Annotated in this window: 19 protein-coding genes and 1 pseudogene; 10 read left to right on the top strand and 10 right to left on the bottom strand. The window is 71.3% G+C overall.

What is annotated here, in order from left to right:
• Positions 1 to 11: 11 nt before the first annotated feature.
• The 3 genes from PGN23_RS17045 to PGN23_RS17035 all read left to right on the top strand — a co-directional run bounded on the left by PGN23_RS17045 (position 12) and on the right by PGN23_RS17035 (position 3,621).
• Positions 12 to 311, top strand: coding sequence for a hypothetical protein (locus PGN23_RS17045; protein ID WP_335304260.1), 300 nt, complete (start codon positions 12 to 14; stop codon positions 309 to 311).
• An 820-nt stretch (positions 312 to 1,131) separates the two neighbouring features.
• Complete coding sequence (locus tag PGN23_RS17040; RefSeq protein WP_335304259.1) at positions 1,132 to 1,758, top strand: glutathione S-transferase family protein; 627 nt, start codon at positions 1,132 to 1,134, stop codon at positions 1,756 to 1,758.
• A 36-nt stretch (positions 1,759 to 1,794) separates the two neighbouring features.
• The gene (locus PGN23_RS17035; RefSeq protein WP_335304258.1) at positions 1,795 to 3,621 is read left to right on the top strand and encodes a DUF885 domain-containing protein; all 1,827 of its coding nucleotides are present in this window, start codon (positions 1,795 to 1,797) and stop codon (positions 3,619 to 3,621) included.
• 27 nt (positions 3,622 to 3,648) lie between these two features.
• Here PGN23_RS17035 and PGN23_RS17030 read toward each other — a convergent pair.
• Positions 3,649 to 4,750: pseudogene (locus PGN23_RS17030) on the bottom strand (ATP phosphoribosyltransferase regulatory subunit).
• A 132-nt stretch (positions 4,751 to 4,882) separates the two neighbouring features.
• Here PGN23_RS17030 and PGN23_RS17025 point away from each other — a divergent pair.
• A complete protein-coding gene (locus PGN23_RS17025; RefSeq protein ID WP_335304257.1) occupies positions 4,883 to 5,719 on the top strand; it encodes an SDR family oxidoreductase in 837 nt (278 codons plus the stop codon).
• 22 nt (positions 5,720 to 5,741) lie between these two features.
• On the opposite strand, the gene PGN23_RS17020 is transcribed toward PGN23_RS17025, so the two are convergent.
• From PGN23_RS17020 to PGN23_RS17010, 3 genes are all read right to left on the bottom strand, one after another.
• Positions 5,742 to 6,830, bottom strand: a complete 1,089-nt coding sequence (locus tag PGN23_RS17020) for a phosphotransferase family protein (RefSeq protein WP_335304255.1) — start codon at positions 6,828 to 6,830, stop codon at positions 5,742 to 5,744.
• Positions 6,827 to 7,591 carry an SDR family NAD(P)-dependent oxidoreductase gene (locus tag PGN23_RS17015; RefSeq protein ID WP_335304254.1) on the bottom strand — a complete coding sequence of 255 codons (765 nt, stop codon included), beginning with the start codon at positions 7,589 to 7,591 and terminating at the stop codon, positions 6,827 to 6,829. Before PGN23_RS17015 ends, PGN23_RS17020 begins: the two co-directional genes overlap by 4 nt.
• Positions 7,592 to 7,717: 126 nt before the next feature.
• Positions 7,718 to 8,845: an acyl-CoA dehydrogenase family protein gene (locus PGN23_RS17010; RefSeq protein WP_335304253.1), complete on the bottom strand. Its 1,128-nt coding sequence runs from the start codon at positions 8,843 to 8,845 to the stop codon at positions 7,718 to 7,720.
• Positions 8,846 to 9,117: 272 nt separating this feature from the next.
• Here PGN23_RS17010 and PGN23_RS17005 point away from each other — a divergent pair, with 272 nt between their 5' ends.
• Entirely contained in the window at positions 9,118 to 10,683 is a 1,566-nt protein-coding gene (locus PGN23_RS17005) for an acyl-CoA dehydrogenase family protein (RefSeq protein WP_335304252.1), read from the top strand.
• Here the strand turns inward: PGN23_RS17005 and PGN23_RS17000 are convergent.
• From PGN23_RS17000 to PGN23_RS16985, 4 genes are all read right to left on the bottom strand, one after another.
• Positions 10,680 to 11,450, bottom strand: a complete 771-nt coding sequence (locus PGN23_RS17000) for a metallophosphoesterase (protein ID WP_335304251.1) — start codon at positions 11,448 to 11,450, stop codon at positions 10,680 to 10,682. The genes PGN23_RS17005 and PGN23_RS17000 overlap by 4 nt on opposite strands.
• Entirely contained in the window at positions 11,447 to 12,238 is a 792-nt protein-coding gene (locus PGN23_RS16995; RefSeq protein WP_335304250.1) for a hypothetical protein, read from the bottom strand. The genes PGN23_RS17000 and PGN23_RS16995 overlap by 4 nt, the downstream gene beginning before the upstream one ends.
• A gap of 64 nt (positions 12,239 to 12,302) precedes the next feature.
• A complete protein-coding gene (locus PGN23_RS16990) occupies positions 12,303 to 13,553 on the bottom strand; it encodes a cytochrome P450 (RefSeq protein WP_335304249.1) in 1,251 nt (416 codons plus the stop codon).
• A gap of 39 nt (positions 13,554 to 13,592) precedes the next feature.
• Positions 13,593 to 16,010, bottom strand: a complete 2,418-nt coding sequence (locus PGN23_RS16985; protein ID WP_335304247.1) for a TonB-dependent receptor — start codon at positions 16,008 to 16,010, stop codon at positions 13,593 to 13,595.
• 143 nt (positions 16,011 to 16,153) lie between these two features.
• On the opposite strand from PGN23_RS16985, the gene PGN23_RS16980 reads away from it, so the two are divergent.
• The 4 genes from PGN23_RS16980 to kynU all read left to right on the top strand — a co-directional run bounded on the left by PGN23_RS16980 (position 16,154) and on the right by kynU (position 20,562).
• Complete coding sequence (locus PGN23_RS16980) at positions 16,154 to 16,723, top strand: TetR/AcrR family transcriptional regulator (protein WP_335304245.1); 570 nt, start codon at positions 16,154 to 16,156, stop codon at positions 16,721 to 16,723.
• Positions 16,724 to 16,895: 172 nt separating this feature from the next.
• The gene (locus PGN23_RS16975; RefSeq protein ID WP_335304244.1) at positions 16,896 to 18,458 is read left to right on the top strand and encodes a hypothetical protein; all 1,563 of its coding nucleotides are present in this window, start codon (positions 16,896 to 16,898) and stop codon (positions 18,456 to 18,458) included.
• A gap of 5 nt (positions 18,459 to 18,463) precedes the next feature.
• The gene (gene purU / locus PGN23_RS16970; RefSeq protein ID WP_335304243.1) at positions 18,464 to 19,321 is read left to right on the top strand and encodes a formyltetrahydrofolate deformylase; all 858 of its coding nucleotides are present in this window, start codon (positions 18,464 to 18,466) and stop codon (positions 19,319 to 19,321) included.
• Complete coding sequence (gene kynU, locus PGN23_RS16965; protein ID WP_335304242.1) at positions 19,321 to 20,562, top strand: kynureninase; 1,242 nt, start codon at positions 19,321 to 19,323, stop codon at positions 20,560 to 20,562. The genes purU and kynU overlap by 1 nt, the downstream gene beginning before the upstream one ends.
• Positions 20,563 to 20,565: 3 nt before the next feature.
• Here kynU and PGN23_RS16960 read toward each other — a convergent pair whose 3' ends face one another.
• Positions 20,566 to 22,422 carry a methyl-accepting chemotaxis protein gene (locus tag PGN23_RS16960; RefSeq protein ID WP_335304241.1) on the bottom strand — a complete coding sequence of 619 codons (1,857 nt, stop codon included), beginning with the start codon at positions 22,420 to 22,422 and terminating at the stop codon, positions 20,566 to 20,568.
• Between the two features lie 94 nt (positions 22,423 to 22,516).
• The gene (locus PGN23_RS16955; RefSeq protein ID WP_335304240.1) at positions 22,517 to 23,425 is read right to left on the bottom strand and encodes a LysR family transcriptional regulator; all 909 of its coding nucleotides are present in this window, start codon (positions 23,423 to 23,425) and stop codon (positions 22,517 to 22,519) included.
• 100 nt (positions 23,426 to 23,525) lie between these two features.
• On the opposite strand from PGN23_RS16955, the gene PGN23_RS16950 reads away from it, so the two are divergent.
• Positions 23,526 to 24,602 carry a phosphotransferase family protein gene (locus tag PGN23_RS16950; protein ID WP_335304239.1) on the top strand — a complete coding sequence of 359 codons (1,077 nt, stop codon included), beginning with the start codon at positions 23,526 to 23,528 and terminating at the stop codon, positions 24,600 to 24,602.
• Positions 24,603 to 24,611: the final 9 nt, after the last annotated feature.

Below are 24,611 nucleotides of genomic sequence, written 5' to 3'. Positions count from 1 at the left end.
AGGAGAGCAGCATGGCCGGAGTGGACGGAAGCTACGATTGCACGGTGAAGTCGCCGCTGGGCGACCAGAACCTGAAGCTGACGGTGACGCAGGACGGCGACACGTTCACCGGCCAGGCGTCGGGCGCGATGGGCGCCAGCGACGTCTCGGGCAAGGTGGACGGCAACACGCTGTCGTGGAAGCAGCAGATGACCTCGCCGATGCCGATGACGCTCGACATCACCGCGACGGTGGACGGCGACACGATCACCGGCAACGTCGGCGCCGGCGCCTTCGGCAGCTTCCCGCTGAACGGCACCCGCACCGCCTGACCGGCGCGCGCGAGCCGCACGACACGGCGCGGGTGGCGACGGGCCGCCCGCGCCCACCCCGTCATGCCGGACTTGTTCCGGCATCCAGGGTTCCGCGCGCCAAGCGACCGCGAGGCGCGCGGAACCCTGGACCCCGGAGTAAGTCGAAACCTCTGCGACAGCTCGAAGTCTCATTGTTCCCCGGCGAAGGCGGGCCCTTTGCAAAAGGCTACGCCGTGCTCCTGCGAAGGCAGGAGCCCAGCGTTGCAGATCCCATAAGGCGTTGATGTGCTGGGCCCTGGGCTCCTGCCTGCGCAGGAGCACGGCGAGGGCTCGATGCCGTTGCACCTGTTCTGCAAAGGCCCCGGCCTTCGCGGGACCTTTGCAAAGGGCTACGCCGTGCTCCTGCGTAGGCAGGAGCCCAGCGTTGCAGGTCCCATCAGGCGTTGTTCTGCTGGGCCCTGGCCTCCTGCCTGCGCAGGAGCACGGCGTGGGCTCGATGCCGTTGCACCTGTTCTGCAAAGGCCCCGGCCTTCGCGGGACCTTTGCAAAGGGCTATGCCGTGCTCCTGCGAAGGCAGGAGCCCAGGGTTGCAGGTCCCATCAGGCGTTGTTCTGCTGGGCCCGGGGCTCCTGCCCGCGCAGGAGCACGGCGAGGGCTCGATGCCGTTGCACCTGTTCTGCAAAGGCCCCGCCTTCGCCGGGGAAACGGTGACATTGTCCAGCGATCCACGACGTTCGCAGCGCTTTCGAACCAGTCCGGAGTGACGGCTGGTGTCCCCTCTCGACAACCACCTCCCGACCTTCGACAGTTGGCGCCAACCAACAAGGAGAGGCCGGTCATGATCCGCGTGCACCATCTGGAACAGTCGCGCTCGTTCCGCGTGCTGTGGCTGCTGGAGGAGCTCGGCCTCCCCTACGAGCTGGTCGAATACAGCCGCGATCCCAGGACCCGGCTCGCCCCGCCCGAGCTGGAACGCGTCAACGCGCTCGGCAAGTCGCCGGTGATCGAGGACGGCGACGTGACGCTGATCGAGTCCGGCGCGATCATCGACTATCTCATCCGCCGCCACGGCCACGGCCGGTTCGCGCCCGATCCCGCCGCCGCGGACTATGACCGCTACCAGATGTGGCTGCATTATGCGGAAGGGTCCGCGATGCTGCCGGTGATGCTCAACCTGTACGTCACCACCCGCGGCGGAGAGACGCCGCCGCTGCGCGCGCGGATCGACGACGAGCTGGTCCGTCACCGCGACTATATCGCCGCCACGCTGGCGACGAGCCCCTATGTCGTCGGGGCCGAGCCGACCGGCGCCGACGTCAACCTGGCCTTCGTCGCCGAACTGCTCGACGCCGCGGCACCCGGCGACGCGACGCCCGCGATCCAGGACTGGCTCGCCCGGCTGAAGGCGCGCCCGGCGTATCGGGCCGCGATCGCGCGCGGCGGCGACCCGGCGTTCCGTCGGTGAATTGACCGGCGTTGCCAGCGGTGTAGCGTGGCGCGGATGAACGATCCGACCACGCTCACCCGCCGCGCCACCCTCGCCACGCTCGCCGCCGGGGCCGCCTTCGCCGCCGCCCCGGTGCGCGCCGCCGCCGCGTCCGCCACCCCGGCCGATACGCTGCTCGACCGCTTCGCCTGGCAATTGCTCGAACTCGACCCGACGCAGGCGACCCGCCTCGGCGTCGACACCGGCGCGCACGCGGGCTTGCGCGGCGCGGCGGAGGATCGCACCCCCGCCGGCGTGGGGAAGCGCCGCCGCTTCCTGACCCAGGCTCTGGCGCAGCTCGCCCGCGTGCCGCGCACCGGGGTGGACGAGGCGACTCAGACCAGCCTGGCGGTCGCGGACAGCGCGTTCCGCACCGCGCTCGACGGCATGGCGCTCCCCTATGGCGACGTCACCATCGGCCAGTGGCGCAACACGCCCTATGTCGTGATCCAGAACGTCGGCGCGTGGCTCGACGTGCCGCAGCAGCTCGACGGCGATCAGCCGGTCGCGACCCGCGCCGATGCGGAGGCGTATCTGGCGCGCATGGCGGCGATGACGCAGCAGCTGGACGGCGAGACGACGCGCATCCGTGCCGCGCGCGCGCAGGGGCTCGTACCGCCGTCCTTCCTGCTCGACACCACGATCGCCGGCATGACGCGCACCATCGCGGAGGCGGCGAAGCCGGACGGCCCGCTGGTCGGCCCGCTGGCGCGCAAGGGCGCGGCGATCCCCGGCGACTGGACCGCCCGCGCGCAGCGGATCGTGACGGGCGCGATCGTCCCCGCGCTGGAGCGGCAGCTGGCGGAATTGCGCGCGCAGCGGGCCGTCGCGACCGACGCGCCGGGCATGGGCACGCGCCCGCACGGCCCCGAATGGTATGCCTGGGGGCTGCGCGCCAGCACGACGACGCGGCGCACGCCCGCGGACATGCATGCGCTCGGCCGCACGTTGCTGGTCGAACTGGGGGCGCAGATGGACGTGATCCTGCGCGGCTTCGGGCTGACGCAGGGGACGGTCGCCGAACGCGCCATCGCGCTCCAGAAGCGCCCCGACATCGCCTTCCCCGCGAACGACGCGGGCCGGCGCCAGATCGTCGCCTATATGCAGGCGCGCATCGATGCGATCCGCCCGCAGCTGCCGCGCGCGTTCCGCACGCTCGTCCCCGGCCGGCTGGAGATCCGCCGCATGCCGGAGGCGCAGGAGGCCGGCGCCCCCGCGGCCTATGGCGGTCCCGGCTCGCTCGACGGGTCGATCCCGGGCAAGGTGTGGGTCAATCTGGGCGATCCCACGATCCACAACCGCGTCACCATCCCCGATCTGGTCTATCACGAGGGGATTCCCGGTCACGTCTGGCAAGGCGAATATGCGCAGCAGCTGCCGCTGATCCGCTCGGTGCTGGCCTTCAACGCCTATTCGGAGGGATGGGCGCTCTATGCCGAGCAGCTGGCGGACGAACTGGGCATGTACGCCGACGATCCCGCCGGGCGGCTCGGCTACCTGATGGGGCTGTCGTGGCGCGCGGTGCGGCTGGTCGTCGACACCGGCATCCACGCGATGGGCTGGACCCGCCAGCAGGCGCGCGAAACCTTCATCGCGGCGACCGGCCTGCCGCAAAGCAACGCCTATAGCGAGGTCGACCGCTATTGCTCATGGCCGGGGCAGGCGTGCGGCTACATGCTCGGCCGGGTCGAGATCGTGGGCTTGCGCGACCGCGCGAAGGCGGCGCTGGGCGCGCGCTACGACCTGCGCGACTTCGATCAGGCGGTGGTCGGCGGCGGCAACGTGCCGCTCGACGTGCTGGGCGCGAACGTCGACCGCTATATCGCGCGGACGAAGGGGTGAGCTTCCGTCACGCTCGTCGCAGGCGCATCACAGCGCCCGCGCGTCGCCCTCCGCGTACAGATGCGTGCACAATTGCGCCTCGGGCGTATCGCCCGGCTCCAGCGCGGCGACCGTGACCCAGCCCTGCGCGCGCATCGCCGCGCCTTGCGCGGCGGGCGTGCCGAACGGCAGGAACAGCCGCCGTCGCGCGGCCACCGGCGGGTCGCCCAGCAGCCGGTCGGCGTAGAGCGAGAAGCCCGTCGCGGCTTCCTCCGCGCCGTCCTCGTGCACCACCATATAGGTGCCGCCGCGGCCCAGCTCCGCGCTTGACGTGCCGCCGAACAGCGAGAAGCCCAGCCACGTCTGATATTCGAACCCGTGCCGCTCGGTCGGGTCCAGCGTCATCGTCACGCGGTCGCCGACGACGGCCGCGATCGCCGCCAGCCCGTCGAGCCGCGAGGCGAGCGTCCCGTCGCGATCGAACGCGCGCAACCGCTCCAGCGCGGGGGCGAACGGGCCCGCCGCCTCCACCAGCGGCAGATAGTCCGGCGCCAGCGCCGCGACCCCCGCCGGCATCCTTCGCATCCAGCCGCTCGCGCAGCCGCTCCAGCACGTCCGCGCCGACCGGCAGCGGCCCGGCGGCGAGCGCATCGACCAGATCGGGCAGCGTGAAGTCGATCGACGGCGCCGGCACCGCCGCCGCCCCCAGCGCGTCGATCGCGACGGTGACGACCTCCTGCGCGGCGGCGACCGAATCGAGCCCGAACAGCTCCGCGCCGATCTGCCGCGTCTCGCGTGCGGGCGACAGTTGCGATGCGCGCAGCTTCAGCACCGATCCGGCGTAGCTCAGCCGCACCGGGCGCGGGTGGTGCGCCATCCGCGTCGCCGCGATCCGCGCCGCCTGCGCGGTCAGGTCCGGGCGGATCGCGAGCGTGCGCTGCGAAACCGGATCGACGTAGCGCACCGCATCGTGCAGCGCGCCGGCCTTCAACCGCGAGCCCAGCCCCTCGGCGAATTCGGCGAGCGGCGGGTCGACCCGCTCGTACCCGTGCGCATGGATCGCGGCGAGCACACGCGCCTCGACCGCGGCGGCGCCATCGGCGAAGGGGGGCAGCCGGTCGCGCAGACCCTCTGGCAACAGCGCGGTCATCGGGTCCATCCGTACACGTCCACCATTCCTTCGCAGCGCCGATGCCGCCATCGGCACGCGAGCGCTTGATCGGTGAGCGGATCGTCGTCAACCTCGATCACGACGGACCAACGTACAGGAGAGAACAGACCGATGACCGATCACGTTTCCGGCAAGAGCATCGTCATCACCGGCGCGGGCGGCGGCTTCGGCCGGCTGGTGGCGCAAAAGGCCGCGGCGCGCGGCGCGCGCGTCACCTGCGGCGACATCGATGCGGACGCCGCGCAGGCGACCGCGGATGCGATCGTCGCGGCGGGCGGCACGGCACAGGCGCTGGCGGCGGACGTCACCCAGCCCGATCAGGTGAAGGCGCTGGTGCAGGCCGCGGTGTCGGCGTACGGCGCGGTCGACGTGATGGTCAACAACGCCGGCATCATGCCGCTGGCGTTCTTCTCCGACCATCCCACCGCCCATGCCGCCTGGCTGAAGTGCATCGACATCAACATCAAGGGCGTGCTGAACGGCATGATCGCCGCGCATGATCCGATGATCGCGGCGGGGCGCGGGCAGATCGTCAACATCTCCTCGATCTACGGCAATTTCCCGGTCATCGGCGCGGCGGCGTACGGCGCCAGCAAGGCGGCGGTGAACTTCCTGTCCGAATCCTTCCGGCTGGAAACCCGCGGCAGGATCAAGGTGACGACGGTGAAGCCGACCGGCGTGCCCGCCACCGGACTGGGTGCCGGCGTCATCAACCGCGAGGCGGTCGTCGGCATCCTGGGCTACAACATGCCCGCCTACGGCGAGCTGGCGGCGGCGATGCGCGACGGCTCGGTCGCGCCGGAGAAGATGGATGCCGGGCAGATGGACTATCAGTCGCTCGCGCCCGAGCATATCGCCGATGCGGTCATCCACGCGATCGACCAGCCATGGGGCGTGTCGATCGGCGAAGTGACCGTCCGCGCCGCGGGCGACCATTTCATCCTGTGACCTGTCGGGTCGGGGGGCTGCCTCAGCCCCCCGACGTGTCCACCGATCCGCCGCCGCGCGCGGTCGCCATCGCCGCCACCGCCAGCGCGACCAGCCGGGGATAGGCAGCGGCGCGTTCGAGCGCGTGCGCGGAATTGGCGGTGCCGCGGATCGCGCGCCCCTTGATCCCGTGGAAGATCGCCGCCAGCCGGAAGAAGTTGAACGCGATGTAGAAAGCCCAGTGCGGGATGCCGTCGCGCCCGGTCCGCGCGCAATAGGCCGCGACATAGTCCGCCTCGGTCGGCAGTCCCAGCGCGACCGGATCGGCCCCGCCCAGCCCGGCGACGATGTCGGGCGGCATCCGGTACATCGTCGCATGATAGGCGAAATCCGACAGCGGATGCCCCAGCGTCGACAATTCCCAGTCCAGCACCGCCAGCACCTCCGGGCGGGTGGGGTGGAAGATCATGTTGTCGCAGCGGAAGTCGCCGTGGACGATCGCGGTTTCGTCGCCGTGCGGGATCGCGTCCGGCAACCACGCGATCAGCGCGTCCATGCCGTCGTCGCGCCCGGCGTCGGTGTCCTCCAGATACTGGCGCGCCCAGCGGGCGATCTGGCGCGCGAAGAAATTGCCCGGCCTGCCGTAATCCGCCAGCCCGACCGCGCCCGGGTCGACCTGATGCAGCGCCGCGATCGTCGCGTTCATCGCGTCGAAATAGGCGGCGCGCTCGCCTTGCGGCACCTCGGCGAAGCTCGCGTCCCAGAAGATGCGCCCGTCGACCAGCGCCATCACGTAGAAGGCGGTGCCGATCACGCCGTCGTCGTCGCACACGCCCAAGACCGGCGGCACCGGCACCGGCGTGGGAGCGAGCGCGCAGAGCACGCGCGCCTCGCGCAGCACGTCGTGCGCCCCCTTCACCAGCGCGCCCGCGGGCTTGCGGCGCAGCACGTAGCGCGCATCCGGCGTGGTCAGCCGATAGGTCGGATTGCTCTGCCCGCCCTTGAACTGCTCCACCGTCAGCGGGCCGGCGAAGCCCGCGACATTGTCCGCCATCCACCGTGCCAGCGCCGCCTCGTCGAAGCGGGTGCGGACTTCGGACGCGCCCTCGTTGGCGCCGGTATCGGCGCTCACCGCGGCGCCATCCGGATCGCGCCGTCCAGTCGCACGGTCTCGCCGTTCAGCATCGGGTTGGTGACGATGCTCTCGACCATCTGCGCATATTCGTCCGGATCGCCCAGCCGGCTGGGGAAGGGCACCTGCTGGCCCAGCGAATCCTGCGCCTCCTGCGGCAGCGACGCGAGCAGCGGGGTCAGGAACAGCCCCGGCGCGATCGTCATCACGCGGATGCCGTGGCGCGCGAACTCGCGCGCGATCGGCAGCGTCATGCCGACCACGCCGCCCTTCGACGCGGCATAGGCGGCCTGCCCGATCTGCCCGTCGAACGCCGCGACGCTGGCGGTGTTGACGATCACGCCGCGCTCCTCGCGCCCGATCACGTCGGCATCGTGGAGGCGCGCGGCGAACTTCGACAGCATGTTGAACGTGCCGATCAGGTTGATCGTCACGATCTTCGAAAAGTCGGCGAGCGGGATCGCCTTGCCGTCGCGCCCGATGACCTTGGCGGGCGGGCCGATGCCGGCGCAATTGACCAGGATGCGCGCCTTGCCGTTGACCGCCTCGGCCTCGCCGATCGCCGCTTCCACCGCCGCCTCGTCGGTCACGTCGACGCGCAGGAAGGTGCCGCCGATCGCGGCGGCGTGGCGTTCGCCCAGCTCGGCGTTTAGGTCGAAGATCGCGACCTTCGCCCCCGCCTTCGCCAGCCGCGCCGCGGTCGCCCCGCCCAGTCCCGATGCGCCGCCGGTGACGATGGCGGCCAATCCTTCGATCTTCATATCAACCCCTTCCTCAAGCGCCCCGTCATTCCCGCGAAGGCGGGAATCCGGAGCCGATGTCTTTGCGTATCCTGCACGAAGGTCAGCGCATCTGGATCCCCGCCTGCGCGGGGATGACGAGAATGGTCACAGCGCCCGCGCGATCACCATGCGCTGGATGTCCGACGTGCCCTCGTAGATCTGGCAGACGCGCACGTCGCGCGCGATCCGCGCCAGCCCGTATTCCTCCAGATAGCCGTAGCCGCCCAGCGTCTGGATCGCGCCGGACACGATCGCCTCCGCCGCTTCGGACGCGAACAGCTTCGCCATCGACGCTTCCGTCAGGCACGGCTCGCCCGCGTCCTTCATCGCCGCGGCGTGGAGCACCATGTGCCGCGCCGCCTCCAGCTTCGTCCACAGATCGGCCAGCCGGTGCCCGACCGCCTGATGCTCGATCAGCGGGCGGCCGAAGCTGTCGCGGTCCTTGGCATAGGCCGCGGCGATCTCCAGCGCGGCCTGCGCCATGCCCACCGCCTGCGCCGCGATGCCGATCCGCCCCGCCTCCAGGTTGGACAGCGCCAGCTTGTACCCGCCGCCCTCGTCGCCGAAGCGCAGCGCATCCTCCAGCAGCACGTCGTCGAAGCGGATCGCGCAGGTGTCCGACGCGGCCTGCCCCATCTTGTGCTCGACCTTGTCGACCGAATAGCCGGGGCGGTCGGTGGGGACCAGGAACCCGGTCAGCCCGCGCTTGCCCGCCGCCGGATCGGTCACCGCATAGACGATGGCGAGCCGCGCGATCTTGCCGCTGGTGATGAACTGCTTCGCGCCGTTCAGCCGCCATCCGTCGCCCTCGCGCACCGCGCGGGTGCGGATCGCGGAGGCGTCGGAGCCGGCGTGCGCCTCGGTCAGCGCGAAGGCGCCGATCGCGCGACCCGCGATCAGGTCGGGCAGGAAGCGCGCCTGCTGCCCGGGCGTCCCGGTCTTCAGCAGCCCGCCGACGATCAGGCTGTTCTGGATGCTGACGATCGTCGACAGCGCCCCGTCCGCGGCCGCGATCTCGATCAGCGCCAGCGCATAGGCGACATAGTCCATGCCCGCGCCGCCGGTGTCGGCGGGCGCGGTCATGCCCCACAGCCCCATCTCGCCCATCTCGGCGAACAGCGCATCGGGATAGCCTTTGGCGGCCTCGTGCGCGGCGGCGGCGGGGCGCAGCCGCTCCTGCGCGAAGGCGCGGATATGCTCGCGGATGGCGTTCTGGTCGTCGGTCAGTCGCATTCTGCCTCCAGGGGGCGATAAGGTAACGCGGGCCCGCCGCGCAGGCGGCACGTCCGTCGGATGACGCGTCGATCCGGGCTGACGACATCCCTGTCAACCGCCCCGCCGCGCGCCCGACCGCCTTGCCGCGCTAGAAAGACCCGAACGGCTAAGTCCAATCGATTATCGGGGGCGATTGATCGGGGATGCTGCTGAATGTCCAGCCCCATCCGCGGGCTGGCGGCGCGGCGCGGTCCGGTCCATGACGCTGCGGGCTCGCGGGGAGGATGACGATGCTGCTGCTGGACCGTCTGGAGGAGGAAGCGGATCGCCTCGCCGGTGCGCTCGCGCATCATCCCGCCGATGCGGTGCAGATCGAGACGTTCGAGCTGGCCTGGGCCGCCGCCGAGCTGCGCGCCGCGCGCGCAGGGCTGACCGCGACGACGCCGCTGGCCGCCGGTCTCGCCGCGGTGTTCGCCGCCGATGCGGCGGAGGCGGCGCTGATGCGGATCGAGGCGGTGGCGCGCTCGGCGGGCATGGCGCCCGCCCCGCTGCGTGACTGCGCGGCATGGGACGAGGCCCTGTCCGCCACCGGCGCGGCGACGCTGCGCCGCCTGGGCGCTGCCGTGATCGCGGCCGATGGCGAGGTGGACGAGATCGACATGGGGGAGGACGCGCGCCTCGCCCGCGACGCCTTCGCGCGGCTGGCGCAGGACGTGGTCGCGCCGCTGGCCGGGGCGATCCACCGCGACGACCTGACCGTGCCGGAGGCGATCCTGCGGCCGATGCGCGACATGGGCGCCTTCGGCCTCGCCATTCCCGAGGCCTATGGCGGGGTGGCCGGTGAGAGGGGCGGGGGGGGCGAGGTCACGATGGTGGCGGTGACGGAGGTGCTGTCGGAGGCGTCGCTCGCCGCCGCGGGCAGCCTCATCACCCGGCCGGAGATCCTCAGCCGCGCGCTGCTCGCGGGCGGGACGGAGGCGCAGAAGCGCGCCTGGCTTCCCCGCATCGCCCGCGGCGAGCCGCTGTGCGCGATCGCCATTACCGAGCCGGATTTCGGCTCCGACGTGGCCGGGCTGCAATTGCGCGCGACGCGGGTCGCGGGCGGCTGGCGGCTCGACGGCGCGAAGACGTGGTGCACCTTCGCGGGGAAGGCGGGGCTGCTGATGGTGGTGGCGCGCACCGGCGGCGCGGGGCACCGCGGGCTGTCGCTGATGATGGTGGAGAAGCCCGCCGACGACGGCCACCGTTTCGCGCACGACCAGCCGGGCGGCGGGCGGCTGGAGGGGCGCGCGATCCCCACGATCGGCTACCGCGGGATGCATTCCTTCGACCTGTCCTTCGCCGGCTGGTTCGTCCCCGACGACCATGTCGTCGGCGAGGAGGGGGGCGTCGGGCGCGGCTTCTACCTGACGATGGCTGGGATGACCGGCGGGCGGATGCAGACCGCGGCGCGCGCGTCGGGCGTGATGCGCGCGGCGTTGCGCGCCGCCTGCGGCTATGCCCGCGACCGCCGCGTGTTCGGCGCGCCGCTTGGCCATTATGCGCTGACGCAGGCCAGGGTCGCGCGGATGGCGGCGCGCGCGCTGGCGTGCCGGCGGCTCGCCTTCGCGGTCGCGCAAGGCGGCGACGGCGCGACCGCCGCGGTCGACGCCGCGCTGGCCAAGCTGATCGCGTGCCGCTCGGCGGAGATGGTCACGCGCGACGCGCTCCAGATCCACGGCGGCATGGGCTATGCCGAGGAGAGCGCGGTCAGCCGGCTGTTCGTCGATGCGCGCGTCCTGTCGATCTTCGAAGGGGCGGAGGAGACGCTGGCGCTGAAGGTCATCGGCCGCGCGCTGCTCGACCGCGCGCGCTAGCCCTTTACCGCCTGGATCACCTCGACGCCGGCATCGTCGATCCGCACCGCGGTCAGCACGCCCGTCTCGTACGCGCCGGTGTCCAGGCCGATGCGATGCGGCAGCACGGCCGCGCGCCCGTCGATCCAGCTGTGCCCGTGGACGATCACCGCCGCGGCCGGGCGCGGATGATCGAGGAAGTCGCCGCGGATCCACAGCAGGTCGTCCGCCACCTGATCCGCCAGCGCGACGCCGGGCCGCACCCCGGCATGGACGAAGGCATAGTCGCCGATCTCCACGCTCAGCGCCAGCGCGCGCAGCGTGCGGTCGTGCGCGGCGGGCATCACGTCCAGCACGCGGTCGCGCAGCGCGATCATCGCGGCGGGATCGTCATGCTGCTCGGGCACGGCGATGCCGTAGGACAGCAGCGTCTCGCGCCCGCCGAAGCGCAGCCACGGCGTATGCGCCAGCGGATCGTCGAGGAAGGCGCGGAACATCGCCTCGTGATTGCCGTCCAGCGCGGTGACGTCGACCGTGCCCGACCGCAGCAGCCAGGTGACCGCATCCAGCACCCGCGCGCTGTCCGGCCCGCGGTCGATATAGTCGCCGCACAGGATCACGCGGGGCGCCCTCTCCGGCTCGCGCTCCGCGGCGTCGCGGCGGATCTCGGCGAGCAGCGCGTGGAACAGGTCGTAGCACCCGTGCACGTCGCCCACCGCATAGACGGTCGCACCGCCGGTGGTCGCACCGGCGCGCGCGTCGTGCCGCTCGCGTCGGATCGCGATCACGCCGGCGGCATCCGCTCGTCCGCCGCGGCATCCTCCGCCAGGTCGAACAGGTCGGCCGCGATCATGCCGTAGAGGCGCAGCGCCTCGCGCGGGCGGCGCTCGGCCAGGTCGCGCGCGCGCAGCCATTCGTCGCGATACTCGCGCAGCATGCGCGGCGGCACGCCGGCGCGGGTCGCCGCCCGATAGGCGCGCGCCACCTCGCCATCGGTTTCGTAGACCCGGACGTTGAGGCAATCCACCTCGCCGAAGCACCGCATCCGCGCCGCGCGCACCGGCGGCGCATAGGTGGCGGGTGCCGGTGCGGGCGCGGGGGCGGCCTCGGGCACCGGCACCGCCGCCGCGAAGGCCGGCGGCGCGGCGCGTGGCACCACCACGGCGGGCGCGGGCGTCTCGCCGCGCGTGTCGTCCGGAACGTCCGGCGCGGCCACCGGCGGCAGCGACACCGGCGCGACCGCGGTGGGGGCGAGCGCGGCGGCACGCGGCGGCGCGGCCCTGAGCGGGGCGCTGAGCGGGGCGCTGCGCGCGGCGCGCGTCGGCGCAGGCGGGCTGGTCGCCGCGGGTCCGACCGCATCCCGCCCCAGCATCACGCCCCCCGCGACCGCCACGCCCAGCGCGCCGACGAACAGCGCCGCCATCCCGGCGCGCCTCCCCGGCCGGGCCGGCGGCGGCGGCGGCGCGGTCGCCCGCGGCGTCGCGATCCGCGGCCCCTCGCCGAAGATCGCGGCCATCTCCTGCGCCGCCGCCGGGCGGGCGGCGGGGGCGGGGGCAGCGCGGTGATCGTCGTTCATGGTCGTCGCCTTTCGCCGCGCGGGATGCGGGAACGGCGCTGAACCCTTGCTGTATCCCCTGACGCTAGGCCGCCATCTCCAGCCGCACCGGCAGCGCGCGGATGCCGCTGACGAACGCGGACTCGGTATAGAGCGCCGGTCCGTCCGGCCGGACCGCGGACACGTCGCGCGCGAAGGCGCGGAAGAACGCCTCGATCTCCAGCTTGGCGATGAACTGCCCCAGGCACTGGTGCGGCCCGTAGCCGAAGGCGAGGTGGTTGTTGGGCGAGCGATCGGGGACGAAGGCCTGCGCGTCGGGGAACACCGCCTCGTCGCGCGTCGCCGCGCCGTAGTTCAGCATGACATGGTCGCCCGCGCGGATCGTCACCCCGTCGATGTCGTAATCGGCGAGCGCAGTGCGGAAGAAGTGCTTGACCGGCGCGGTATAGCGGATCGCCTCGTTGGCGAACGACTTCACCAGCGCGGGCTCGCTCCGCAGCCGCTCCAGCAGCGCGGGATCGTCTGCCAGCGCCTTGATCCCGCCGACGATTGATGCCGCTGTCGTGTCGTGTCCCGCGGTCGCCACGATGACGTAATAGCCCAGCCGCTCGCGCGGGGTCAGCGCCTTTTCGCCCGGCAGCCCGCGCGCGATCAGCGTGCCGACATCGTCCTTCGGGTTCGCCAGCTTCTCGTCGTTCACCCGGTCGAAGAAGGCGGCATATTCCTGCACCACGGTGGTCAGATGCTCGACCAGCGTCATGCCCGGACGGCGCACGGCGGGATCGCTGGCGCCGAAGATCTCGTGCGTCAGCTTCAGCATCCGCGCCTCGTCCTGCGCATCGATGCCCAGGATCGTCATCGCCACGCGCAGGGGATACCAGAACACGACGTCCGCCGCGATGTCGCACGCCCCGCCGGGGAAGGTGCGCAGCCGCGCGACGAAATCGTCGGCCAGCCCCTCGACCATCGCCTCCAGCCGCCGCAGGTTCTTCGGCAGGAAATAATCCTGCGTCATCGTCCGCAATTCCTGGTGGCGCGCACCGTCGATCGCCACCAGCGATTCGACCCCCGCCTCGAAGCCGAAGAAGTGCCGGTTGGCCTCCTCCATCTCGATCGACATCAGCGTGTTGCGCGGCCCCGCGGCGAAGATGTCGGCGCGCCGCTCCACCTCGCGGATATGCGCATGGCGGGTCAGTACCCAGAAGGGGCGGATCCCCTCCGGCGTGGCGCGCGCGACCGGATGCCGGTCGCGCAGCCACGTGAAGAACGCCTGCAACCGTGCCTGATCGCCGTACAGCGTCGGGTCGGCGATCTGGTTGACGTCGAAGGCGTCCATCACGTGTCTCCCCCGTTAAGCGATCCGTCGAGCGATCCGTCAGAAGGTGGCGCGCAGGCGGATGCCATAGGTGCGCGGCGGCGCCAGATAGGCGTTCTCGTCCCCGGTCTGGAGCGGGGTGTTGAACGACTGCGTGGGGTAGATTTCGTTGGTCAGATTCTGCCCGAACGCCTCGACGCTCAGCCCCGAGGCCAGCTTCAGCCCCAGATTGGCGTTGATGACGTGGACGTCGCCGCGCTCCGCGCGCGAGGCGGTGCTGATGAGCTGGCGCCCGCTGTACTGATACTGGACGCGCGCGGTCAGGTTGACCTCGTCGGTGATCGGCTGGTCCAGGTTCAGCGTCGCATTGCCCTGGAACTTCGGCGCGAAGCGGAAGCGCGACCCCGACAGCACCGCGTCGATAGCGGGATCGACGCCGTATTGGGCGTGCGGCAGCCACGTGCCGTCCAGCCCCAGCGTCAGCGCCGGCGTCAGCTGGAACAGATTCTCGATCTCGACGCCGTAATCGGTCGCGGACCGCGCGTTGAGCACGGTGAAGCGAAGCCCGACGAACTGCGCCACCTGCACGTCGGAGATGTCGTAATAGAAGAACGACACGTTGGTGCGCGCGCGGCGGTCGAGATATTCGAACTTGCCGCCGATCTCGTACGCATTGACCGTCTCCGGCTTGTACACCGGGCTCAGCGGCGCGGTCACCGTCTGGCCGGGGTTGAGCGCCAGGACGAGCCCCTGCAGCGCCGCGGGCAGCGCGGCGAACTCGGTCGGGTTGTTGAGCAGGGTGCCGCCGCCGTTGGCGTCGATGTTGACGCCGCCGGCCTTGAAGCCGCGGTTGTACGTCGCGTACAGCATCACGTCGTCGACGGGGCGATATTGCAGGCCGAGCGTGCCGCTGAACGCCTTGTCGGTGGTGGAGCGGTCGTAGCTGGGGCCGGGCGATACGCCCAGGACGCGGAACACCGCATTGGGCCGCGGGTCGTAGAAGCCGTAGCGGAAGGCGCCCTGCTTCTCCTCGACCGAATAGCGGATGCCCGCGATCACGTTGAAGCGATCGCCCAGCTTCGCGTCGAAGTGCGCGAACCCGGCATAGGATTTCGACCGGCCGCCCATGATCTCGTTGGCGACGCGCCCCGGAACCGCGGAGACCGTTCCGGCCGGCAGGCCAGCCGCGCCCAGCAGCGTGCTCCAATAGGCCTGCGCCTGCGTGCCCCAGAACAGGTCGCGCGACATCGACAGCCTCTCGTCGGAGAAGAAGCCGCCCAGCACGAAGTCGGCGTTCAGCGCCTCGACCTTGCCGTTATAGGTCAGCTCCTGCGAGAAGAATTTGCTCTTGAACCCTTCGTCCAGGCTCAGGATGCTGGCGCCGGAGAAGTCCGCATCGGCGTCGGTCTGCTTCATGTTGAAGCGGCGCAGCGCGGTCACCGACCGGATTTCGCCATTGCCCACGCCCAGCGTGACCAGCGCGGTGCCGCCCCAATCCTCGATCCGCTGGCCGCCGTTGGTGTTGAGCGAGGCCTGGAAATCCTCCAGCCGGCGCGACGGCACGCGGCGGCCGTTGGCGAGTGTCAGCGCATCGACCAGCGGCTGCGTCGGGCCGTTGATGAAATCGCTGGTGGCGTAGCAGCAATTGCCCTCGCTGAACGAATAGTCGCCGATCAGCCGGATCGACAGGTTCGCGCCCGGCTCGAACAGCAGCTGCGCCTTCAGCGCCTGGCTGGAATCGTTGTTCAGCGGCCGGCCGGTGGTGGGGTCGGTGTAGAAGCCGTCGCGCTTGCCCGCCAGCCCGGCGATGCGGAACGCCGCATTCTCGCCCAGCGGCACCGATACGGCGGCGCGCGCCAGCACGGTGTCGTAATTGGCATAGCTCAGGTCGACCAGCCCCTCGGTCCGGTCGATCGCCGGCTTGGTGGAGGTCAGCAGCAGCGCGCCCGCGGTGGTGTTCTTGCCGAACAGCGTCCCCTGCGGTCCGCGCAGGACCTGGAGGTTGTCGATGTCGAGGAAGTTCTGAAGCGCCGACGCCGCGCGGCTGCGATAGACGCCGTCGATGAAGACGCCGACCGAGCCCTCGAAGCTGCGACTGTTGCCGGTCGTGCCCAGCCCGCGGATGATGACGTTCGCGGACGAGGTGGAGATGTTCGTCACGCGGAAGCTGATGCTGGGGCTGATCGCCTGGATGTTGGAGACGTTCTCCACCCGCGCGGTCGCCAGCGCGTCCGCATCCGCCGCGGTGATCGCGATCGGCACGTCCTGGATGTTCTCGTTACGCCGCTGCGCGGTGACGACGATGTCCTCCAGCCCGCCCGACGAACGCTGATCGGCGGCGGCGGCGGTGGAGGCGGCGGCGGCGGTGGTGCTCTGCGTGGTCTCGGCCGCCGCCGGGGTCTGCGCCAGTGCCGGCTGTGCCAGGGCCACGGGGGCCAGCATCACCGGGGCGGCAGTCGCCAGCAAACGCCACGTCATGAACGCCATCGTCATCTCTCCCATCGCTCCTCTGGCCTCGCCGGACCATTTCACGCGGTGCGTAAACCGGATGCGAATATGAAACAAGTGTATCTTATCGGATGGCCGTTGCGTGCGCGGCATCACGATGTAGGCTGGCGGCAATGACGACGGGGGCCGTGGGGAGGATGGACGAGCGCCAGCGCAAGACGCGCTGTGCGCTGCACGAGGCGCTGGGGCGACTCGTGAACCGGATGGACTATGCCGACATCGGGGTCAGCCTGCTGGCGCAGGAGGCGGGCGTCGGGCGACCGACCTTCTATCGTCATTATGCCGGCGTCGACGCGCTGCTGGTCGATCGGCTGCGCGAGGATCTCGACCGGCAGCGCGAATGGGCGGCGCGGCTCGTCGCCAGTGACATTCCCCTGCGCGAGGCGCATCTGGCGGTGTCGCGCTACGCGCTGGAGCTGATCGCGACGCAGCCGCGCCTGTACCATGCGCTGCTGAACGGGTCGGCGGGCACCAACGCGGTGACGCTGTTCAAGGATCAGATCGCGCGGTTGCCGACGATGGCCCCCTATCTGGCGCAGGCGGACAGGGCGGGCTCGGCCGGGCTGGCGGTCGGCGTCATCGCCGGCGCGGTCAGCGGGTTCCTGCTCGCCTGGATCGAATCGGGGCTCACCCCGCCGCCCGCGCGCGCGGCCGAGCTGATGGTCGACTTCCTGCAACTGTAACGCCTGCGTCGGCGCCAACATCGGGCACCGTGCGCCTGCCCCGTGCGGCCGGATCGCGACGCTTTCGCGCGGTTTTTCGTCGTCGCGGCGTCGCTGCGGCACCGCTGCGTGCCAACATTGCCAACATCCGCCGCGCGGACATGCTATCGACGGGGAAAATGGGGGAAGTCCGATGCGCCGTCCGATCCTGTCGCTGCTGCTCGCCGCCGCTGCGTCCGCCACTGGGCCCGCCGCCGCGCAGGAGGCGATGCACGACGGCATGAACCATGCCGACACGACCGCGCCGAAGACGCCGCGGATCATGGCGGGCTACGGCAACGGCGGCTTCCTGATCTCGACCAGGGTGCCGGGCGCGCAGGCGTATTTCGACAACGGCATGCAGCTGGCGCACGCCTTCGCGCACAAGGCCGCGATCGCCGCCATGGCGGAGGCGGTGCGGCAGGACCCGGCCTGCGCCATGTGCCTGTGGGGACAGGCCTGGGCATCCGGCCCGACGATCAACTTCGGCAAGACGCCCGAGGAACTGGCCCCGCTCGCCGCCATGGCCGACCGGGCCGCCGCGCTCGCGAAGGACCGCGGCACCGACCGCGAGCGCGCGCTGATCCGCGCGCTCCAGCTGCGCTACGCCGACGGCGGCGGCGGGAAGCCGGGCGACCTCGCCTTCGCCAAGGCGATGACGACGCTCGCCGCGCGCTATCCGGCCGATGACGAGATCGCGGTGATCGCCGCCGACGCCTGGCTGATGACCGAGGCGAAGACGCCCGGCGACTGGAGGCTGAACGCCGAGCTGGCGATGCCGCTGCTGGAGGGGGTGCTGAAGCGCCATCCCGACGACACCCCCGCCATCCACTTCTACATCCACGCCACCGAGGTGGCGGGGACGCCCGCGCTGGCGGAGCGCTACGCCGATCGCCTCGCCGCGCTGGCGCCGCGCGCCAGCCACCTGGTCCACATGCCCAGCCACACCTATTATTGGGTCGGCCGCTATCAGGATGCGGCCGACGCGAACGTGCGCGCGGTGCAGATCGGCCTCGACAATGCCCGCGAACTGGGGCTGCCGCCGCCCGACGGCGTATGGGGGCTGCCCTATCACGTCCACAACGTCACCTACGGGCTGGGCGGCGCGCTGGAGGCGGGCGATGCGACGACCGCGCTGGCGCTCGGCCGCCCGCTGGTGCTGCGCTCGCAGACTCGCGACGCGGCCGCTCCCTTCAGCCAGGTGATCGCCGCCAGCGGCTATTTCGCGATGGCGCGCTTCGCCGATCCGGGCGAGGTGCTGGCGCTGCCGCAGCCCCGATTGCCGGTGCTGACCAACGCGTGGCACTATGCCCGCGGCGAGGCCAGCGCCCGCCGCGGCGACGCCGACGGCGTCCGGCGCGAGGCCGCGGCGATCGTCGCACCCGCCGGTGCGCTGAGCGACGACGACGGCTCGCGGCAGGCGTTGCAGCTGACCTTCATCGCGCGCGGCGTCCTGGCCGGACGCGCCGCGATGCTCGACCGCCGCCCGCGCGACGCCGCCATCGCCTTCCAGCAGGCGGCCGACGTGCAGGAGGGCGAGGAATTCTCGCTGCTGACCGATCCCCCGGGCTGGTATTATCCGGTCCGCCGCGACGTGGCCGCGGCGCTGCTGGCGGCGGGCGACCGCGAGGGCGCGCGCGTGCAGGCGCAGCGCGCGCTCGCCTATCGTGCGAAGGACCCCGAAACGCTGGCCTTGCTGCGGCAACTCGGCAAATAGGCCGCATGACCGACGCGCCGCATATCCTGACGTTGTCCTGCCCCGATCAGCCCGGCATCGTCGCGCGCGTGACCGGGCTGCTGTTCGAGGGCGGCGGCAACATCCGCGAAGCCGCGCAGTTCGAGGATCCCGATACCGGCCAATTCTTCATGCGCGTCGTCTTCACGCTGGAGGAGGCGCGGTCGACCGCGCTGACCGAGCGGTTCGGCGCGCTGGCGCACCGGCATCGCATGATATGGGCGGTGCGGCGGGCCGACCGGCGGCGCAAGGTGCTGATCCTGGTGTCGAGGTTCGATCATTGCCTGGCCGACCTGCTCTATCGCTGGCGTATCGGCGAACTGGCGATGGACGTGGTCGGCATCGTCTCCAATCACGCGGTGGAGGCGTTCGCGGGGCTCGACCTGGGCGGGGTGCCGTTCCACCACCTGCCGGTCACGCCCGCGACCAGGGCCGCGCAGGAGGGGCGGATCAAGCAGGTGGTGGACGACACGGGCGCGGAGCTGGTCGTGCTGGCCCGCTATATGCAGATCCTGTCGGACGATCTCGCCGCGTTCCTGACGGGCCGGTGCATCAACATCCACCACAGCTTCCTGCCGGGCTTCAAGGGCGCGAAACCCTATCATCAGGCGCACGCCCGCGGGGTGAAGATGATCGGCGCGACCGCGCATTACGTCACCGCGGACCTCGACGAAGGCCCGATCATCGCGCAGGACGTCGAGCACGTGACCCATGCGGACTCCCCCGACACGCTGGTGCGCAAGGGCCGCGACATCGAGCGCCGCGTGCTGGCGCGCGCGGTGCGCCACCATCTCGCCGATCGCGTGCTGCTCAACGGCGACAAGACCGTCGTCTTCACCGACTGATGACCGTCCCGACCCGTGACGCCGCGGCGGCGCTGGATGCCGCCGATCCGCTACGCCGCTTCCGCGACGCCTTCGCGCTGCGCGAGGGGTTGCTGTACCTCGACGGCAACTCCCTGGGCGCGCTGCCGCGGGCGACCGCCGCGCGCATCGCGGACACGGTGACGCGGGAATGGGGCGAGGGGCTCATCACGTCCTGGGTCGATGCCGACTGGGTCGGCGCACCGCGGCGGATCGGCGACAAGATCGCGCGCCTGCTGGGAGCGACGCCGGGGGAGGTGATCGTCGCGGACTCCACCTCGGTCAATCTGTTCAAGGCGCTGACCGCCGCCTTGTCGCTGCGCCCCGGGCGGTCGGTGATCCTGTCGGAGCGCGGCAATTTCCCCACCGATCTGTATATGATGCAGGGGATCGCGGCGTTCAGCGGCGGGCGCATCCGCGTCGAGGCGGTGGATGCCGATGCGGTGCTCGACCGGCTGGGCGACGACGTGGCGGTGCTGCTGCTGACGCAGGTCCATTACAAGTCCGGGCGGATGCGCGACATGGCTGCGGTGACGCGGCGCGCGCACGAACGCGGCGTGCTGACCGTCTGGGACCTGAGCCACAGCGCGGGCGCGGTGCCGGTCGACCTGAACGGCGCGGGCGCCGATTTCGCGGTCGGCTGCGGGTACAAGTTCCTGAACGGCGGCCCCGGCGCCCCCGCGTTCGTCTATGTCGCCGCGCGGCATCAGGGCGCGGCCGTGCCGGTGCTGTCGGGCTGGTTCGGCCATGCCGCCCCGTTCGCCTTCGAAGACGACTACCGCCCCGCCGCGGGGATCGAGCGGTTCCTGTGCGGCACGCCGCCGGTGCTCGGACTGGCGGCGCTGGAGTGCGGCGTCGACCTGATGGCGCAGGCCGACATGGGCGAGGTCCGCGCAAAGTCCGTGGCGCTGGGCGAGCTGTTCGTGCAGGCGATGGACGCGCGCTGTGCCGGCATGGGCTTCACCCTGGTCAGCCCGCGCGACGCGCGCTCGCGCGGCAGCCACGTCTCCTACGCCCATGCGCACGGGTACGAGATCATGCAGGCGGCGAAGGCGCGCGGGTTGATCGGCGACTTCCGCGCGCCCGACATCCTGCGCTTCGGGCTGACGCCCCTGTACCTGCGCCATGTCGACATGCTCGACGCGGTGGAGGTGATCCGCGACATCTGCGTCACCCGGGCGTGGGACCGCCCCGAATATCGCGAGCGTGCCGCGGTCACCTGACGATCAGAATTCGGTCCAATCCTCGTCAGCGGGGGCGAGGGCCGCATTGCCGACCGTGCGCAGCTGCACGGGCGCGGCGGCGCGCTGCGGGGCAGGGCTCTTAGGGGCAGGGCGGGGCGCGGGGGCGCTCGGCCGCACCGCGACCGGGCGGGGTGCGTCGTCGCCGATGCGGAAGCGCGCGATCTGGCTCGCCATCGTGTCCGCGTCGGCGGCCAGGCTGCGCGCCGCGGCGGTCGCCTGTTCGACCATCGCGGCATTCTGCTGCGTGACGCCGTCCATCTCGCTGACCGCGGTATTGACCTGCTGAAGCCCGGTGGCCTGCTGATCCGCGGAGGTCGCGATCTCGGACACCAGCGCATCGATCTCGTCGATCCGCTCGATGATGCGGCTCAGGGCTGCGCCGGTTTCGCCGACCAGCCGAACGCCCTCGCCGACATGTTCCGACGAGGCGGTGATGCGCGCCTTCACGTCCTTGGCGGCATCGGCGGAGCGCTGCGCCAGCGCGCGCACTTCGCTCGCCACCACCGCGAACCCCTTGCCCGCATCGCCTGCGCGCGCCGCCTCGACTCCCGCGTTGAGCGCCAGCAGGTTGGTCTGGAACGCGATGCCGTCGATGACGCTGATGATCTCGGAAATCTCGCCCGACGTCCGCTCGATCCCGCTCATCGCTCCCACCGCGTCGCGCACGATCGTGCCGGAGCGGCGCGCCTCCGCGGTGGCGCTCGATACCGCGCTGTTGGCCTGATCCGCGCGGGCGGCGGTCGACTTCACCGTGGCGGTGATCTGATCCATCGCGGCGGCGGTTTCCTCCAGGCTGGCGGCCTGCTGCTCGGTCCGCTGCGACAGTTCGTCGGAGGCCTGGCGGATGTCGCCGGCGCCGCCGTTGATGTTGCTCGCGGCCTGGACGACGCTGCTGAGCGTGGATTGCAGCGTCGCGACCGCGAGGTTGAAATCGTCCTTGATCCGCGCGAACGGTCCGCCCAGATCGGCGTCGATCCGCGTGACAAGATCGCCCTCGGCGAGCCGGGTCAGCGCCTGGCCGACGCTGGCGACGACCAGATGCGTCTGCTCCGCCTTTGCCTGTTCGGCCGCGGCCAGCTGATCGCGCAGCTGCCCGGTGGCCAGCGACAGCTGCCCCAGCTCGTCGCGCCGCCCGGTGGCGGGCATGGTGACGTCCAGCTCGCCCGCGGTCATGCGACGCACGACCCCGACCAGCGTGGTCAGCGGGGCGACGACGTGGCGGCGGCACAGCAGGCCGATCGCGATGACCAGCGCCAGCGTGGCGCCGGCGGTGATCGCCAGCAGGATGTTGGCCAGCGTCGCGGTGGCCGCGGCGCTGTCGTCCACCTCGACCAGATGCTGCTCGATCGAGTCGGACAGCGTCTCCATGCCGCCTTCCAGCTTCTCGAAGGCGGTCAGGAACCGCGGCAGCAGCGTCGACGCGCGTGCCGGGTCGCTGGTCGCGGCCTGCGCGATCGCATTCGCGGTGGCGATATAGTCGTCCACCATCGGCTGGATCGCGCGGGCCTGCTCCGTCACCCTCGGCGCGGCGGCATAGGCGGCGTCGGCGGTCAGGGAGGTACGCAGCTGTTCCGCATCGGTTTCCAGCGCCTTGCGGTTGGCCGCCAGATCCAGATCGCCGGAGCCCGCCGCGCGCAGGATTGACAATACGTCGCCGCGCACCGCGTCGTGCATCATGTCCGCCGTCATGTGATTGCGCAGCAGCTTCGACGCGTCGGCCAGCTGGCCGCGCGCCTTCGCCTGCTGATCGTTGGACCACAGGCTGCTGCCGCCGGATACCAGAAGCAGGCCGATGATCGCCGCGATCGCCGCCATCATCATGCGGTTGATTGATTGCACCTTGAGCCTCCCGAGCCTCTGATGAGCAGGCTGCCTAGGGCAAGGGGGTATAATAGTTGGTTACCATCGGTATCCACCATATCCGGTCCGGCGATCAGCCGTGCCCGGTGGCGGGGCCCAGACGGTCGATGAAGCGGCGGGCGCCGTCGCGCCGGTCGCCGGGGCGCGCGAGCGCGATCAGGCGGGTCACGGCGGTCCATCCCTCCACCTTGTGCGACTGCATGGCGCCGCCGCCGCTGTCGCCGAACCAGCCGAGATCGATCGCGCACCAGCCCAACTGCGCGCATTGTCGCGCCACGGAGCGGGCGTCCCCTTCCGGCAAGGAGCGTAACGTGGCGCCCGATTGCAGCAGCACCCGCCCGACTCCTTCCGCTACGCCGACACCGTGCGACCGATCGATCATCCCGACGGGCATATCGCGCAGCGCCTCCGCCGTGACGGGCCCGTCGGCGTGCGCCAGCGGATGCGTCACGGGGATCCACAGCGCCAGCGGGCGCTCGGCCAGGATCCAGCCGATCGCGCCCCGCGCGTCGATGCCGCCGCGTTCGTCCTCCGCGAAGTCGAGCAGCAGCGCCACGTCGATGTCGCCACGATCCAGATCGTCGTGCAATTGCGGCGGGCTGCGGCGCAGCACCCGCAGCGGAACGTCGGGTTCGTCATGCCGGAACGAATCGATGACCGCATTGCGCTCCGCGATGTCGCCGGTGAAGTGCGCGGCGCCGATGCGCAGCTGGTTGAGCCGTATCTCGCGCGCGGCATTGTTGGCCCAGTCGGTTTCCGTCACCAGTCGCCGCGCGCGGTCGATGAACAATCGCCCCTCCGGCGTCAGAGCGACGGTGCGGCTCGACCGTGCGAACAGCGCGAAGCCCAGCCGCCGCTCGAATTCCTTGATCTGCGCGGACAGCGCGGGCTGGCTGACGTGCAGCACCTCCGCCGCGCGGCTGAACGAGCCGGTGTCGGCGACCGCGATGAACGCGCGATAGGGGCGGGCGTCGAGATCCATCGCGATCGTCCATAAGCAAGTTGGATCGACAGGCGAAAGATCGGATATTGGACGGCGCGCCGGCGACACCGCAATTTCGCACGGTGGAGAGATATCGGACATGAGCAGCGCGGAGATGGCCCACGACCGCGAGGCGTGGGCGGAACTGATCGATCTGGAGCGGCTGGCGCGCTGGATGGATTCGCGCGGGCTGGGCACCGGCGCCGCGATCGAGGAGCCCGAAACGCTGGGCGGGGGCACGCAGAACATCCTGTTGCGTTTCCGCCGCGCCGGTCGCGTCCATGTCCTGCGCCGCCCTCCGCGCCGGCCCCGCCCGGAAAGCGACGAGGTGATGCGGCGCGAGATGAAGGTGCTGGCCGCGCTGGCCGGCTCCGACGTGCCGCACCCCGGCTTCATCGCGGGAGAAGGCGATCCCGCGGCGCTCGGCACCGCCTTCTACCTGATGGAGCCGGTCGCGGGGTTCAACCCGACGCAGGGGCTGCCGCCCTATCACGCCGGCGACCCGGCGGTGCGGCGGCGGATGGGGGAGGCGATGGTGGATGCCATCGTCGCTTTGTCGCGGATCGATCCCGACCGGGTTGGCCTGTCGGACCTGGGCAAGCTGGACGGCTGGGTCGAGCGCCAGGTGCCGCGCTGGCGCGCGCAGCTCGACGGCTATGCCAAGTTCGAGGGCTGGAGCGGGCTGGCCGCGCTGCCCGACGTGGATGCGATCTGTTCGTGGCTGGAGGCCAACCGGCCGGCGACGATCCGGCCGGGGTTGATCCACGGCGACTTCCACCTCGCCAACGTGATGTTCGCACCGGACGCGCCGGAGCTGGCGGCGGTGGTCGACTGGGAACTGGCGACGCGCGGCGATCCGCTGCTCGATCTCGGCTGGCTGACCGCGACGTGGCGCGACCCGGCGGAGACGGAGCACCGCGTGGCGGTCACGCCCTGGGACGGCTTCCCGACGCTGGCGGAGATCGTCGACCGCTATCTGGCGGCGACCGGGCGCAGCGCGGCGGAGGCGCGCTGGTACAGCGTGCTGGCGCCGTTCAAGCTGGGCGCCATCCTGGAGGGGAGCCACGCCCGTGCCTGCGCCGGGCTGACGCCGAGGGCGATCGGCGACCAGCTCCACAGCCATACCATTGCGCTGTTCGACCGCGCGTTGCGCCGGATCGACCAGCCGATCGTCTGATCGAAAGGA

Source organism: Sphingomonas adhaesiva (genome assembly GCF_036946125.1).
GTDB lineage: Bacteria > Pseudomonadota > Alphaproteobacteria > Sphingomonadales > Sphingomonadaceae > Sphingomonas > Sphingomonas adhaesiva_A.
The sequence above is the reverse complement of the archived record's forward strand: the minus strand, read 5'-3'. Positions and strand labels throughout refer to the sequence as shown.

Coding starts and splice junctions, on each gene's coding strand:
- PGN23_RS16990 (WP_335304249.1), bottom strand. CDS start 13,553: ATGGACGCCTTCGACGTCAACCAGATCGCCGACCCGACGCTGTACGGC.
- PGN23_RS17035 (WP_335304258.1), top strand. CDS start 1,795: ATGAACGATCCGACCACGCTCACCCGCCGCGCCACCCTCGCCACGCTC.
- PGN23_RS16955 (WP_335304240.1), bottom strand. CDS start 23,425: ATGGATCTCGACGCCCGCCCCTATCGCGCGTTCATCGCGGTCGCCGAC.
- PGN23_RS16980 (WP_335304245.1), top strand. CDS start 16,154: ATGACGACGGGGGCCGTGGGGAGGATGGACGAGCGCCAGCGCAAGACG.
- PGN23_RS17015 (WP_335304254.1), bottom strand. CDS start 7,591: ATGAAGATCGAAGGATTGGCCGCCATCGTCACCGGCGGCGCATCGGGA.
- PGN23_RS17045 (WP_335304260.1), top strand. CDS start 12: ATGGCCGGAGTGGACGGAAGCTACGATTGCACGGTGAAGTCGCCGCTG.
- PGN23_RS17010 (WP_335304253.1), bottom strand. CDS start 8,845: ATGCGACTGACCGACGACCAGAACGCCATCCGCGAGCATATCCGCGCC.
- kynU (WP_335304242.1), top strand. CDS start 19,321: ATGACCGTCCCGACCCGTGACGCCGCGGCGGCGCTGGATGCCGCCGAT.
- PGN23_RS17040 (WP_335304259.1), top strand. CDS start 1,132: ATGATCCGCGTGCACCATCTGGAACAGTCGCGCTCGTTCCGCGTGCTG.
- PGN23_RS17025 (WP_335304257.1), top strand. CDS start 4,883: ATGACCGATCACGTTTCCGGCAAGAGCATCGTCATCACCGGCGCGGGC.
- PGN23_RS17005 (WP_335304252.1), top strand. CDS start 9,118: ATGCTGCTGCTGGACCGTCTGGAGGAGGAAGCGGATCGCCTCGCCGGT.
- PGN23_RS16995 (WP_335304250.1), bottom strand. CDS start 12,238: ATGAACGACGATCACCGCGCTGCCCCCGCCCCCGCCGCCCGCCCGGCG.
- PGN23_RS16950 (WP_335304239.1), top strand. CDS start 23,526: ATGAGCAGCGCGGAGATGGCCCACGACCGCGAGGCGTGGGCGGAACTG.
- PGN23_RS16985 (WP_335304247.1), bottom strand. CDS start 16,010: ATGACGTGGCGTTTGCTGGCGACTGCCGCCCCGGTGATGCTGGCCCCC.
- PGN23_RS16975 (WP_335304244.1), top strand. CDS start 16,896: ATGCGCCGTCCGATCCTGTCGCTGCTGCTCGCCGCCGCTGCGTCCGCC.
- purU (WP_335304243.1), top strand. CDS start 18,464: ATGACCGACGCGCCGCATATCCTGACGTTGTCCTGCCCCGATCAGCCC.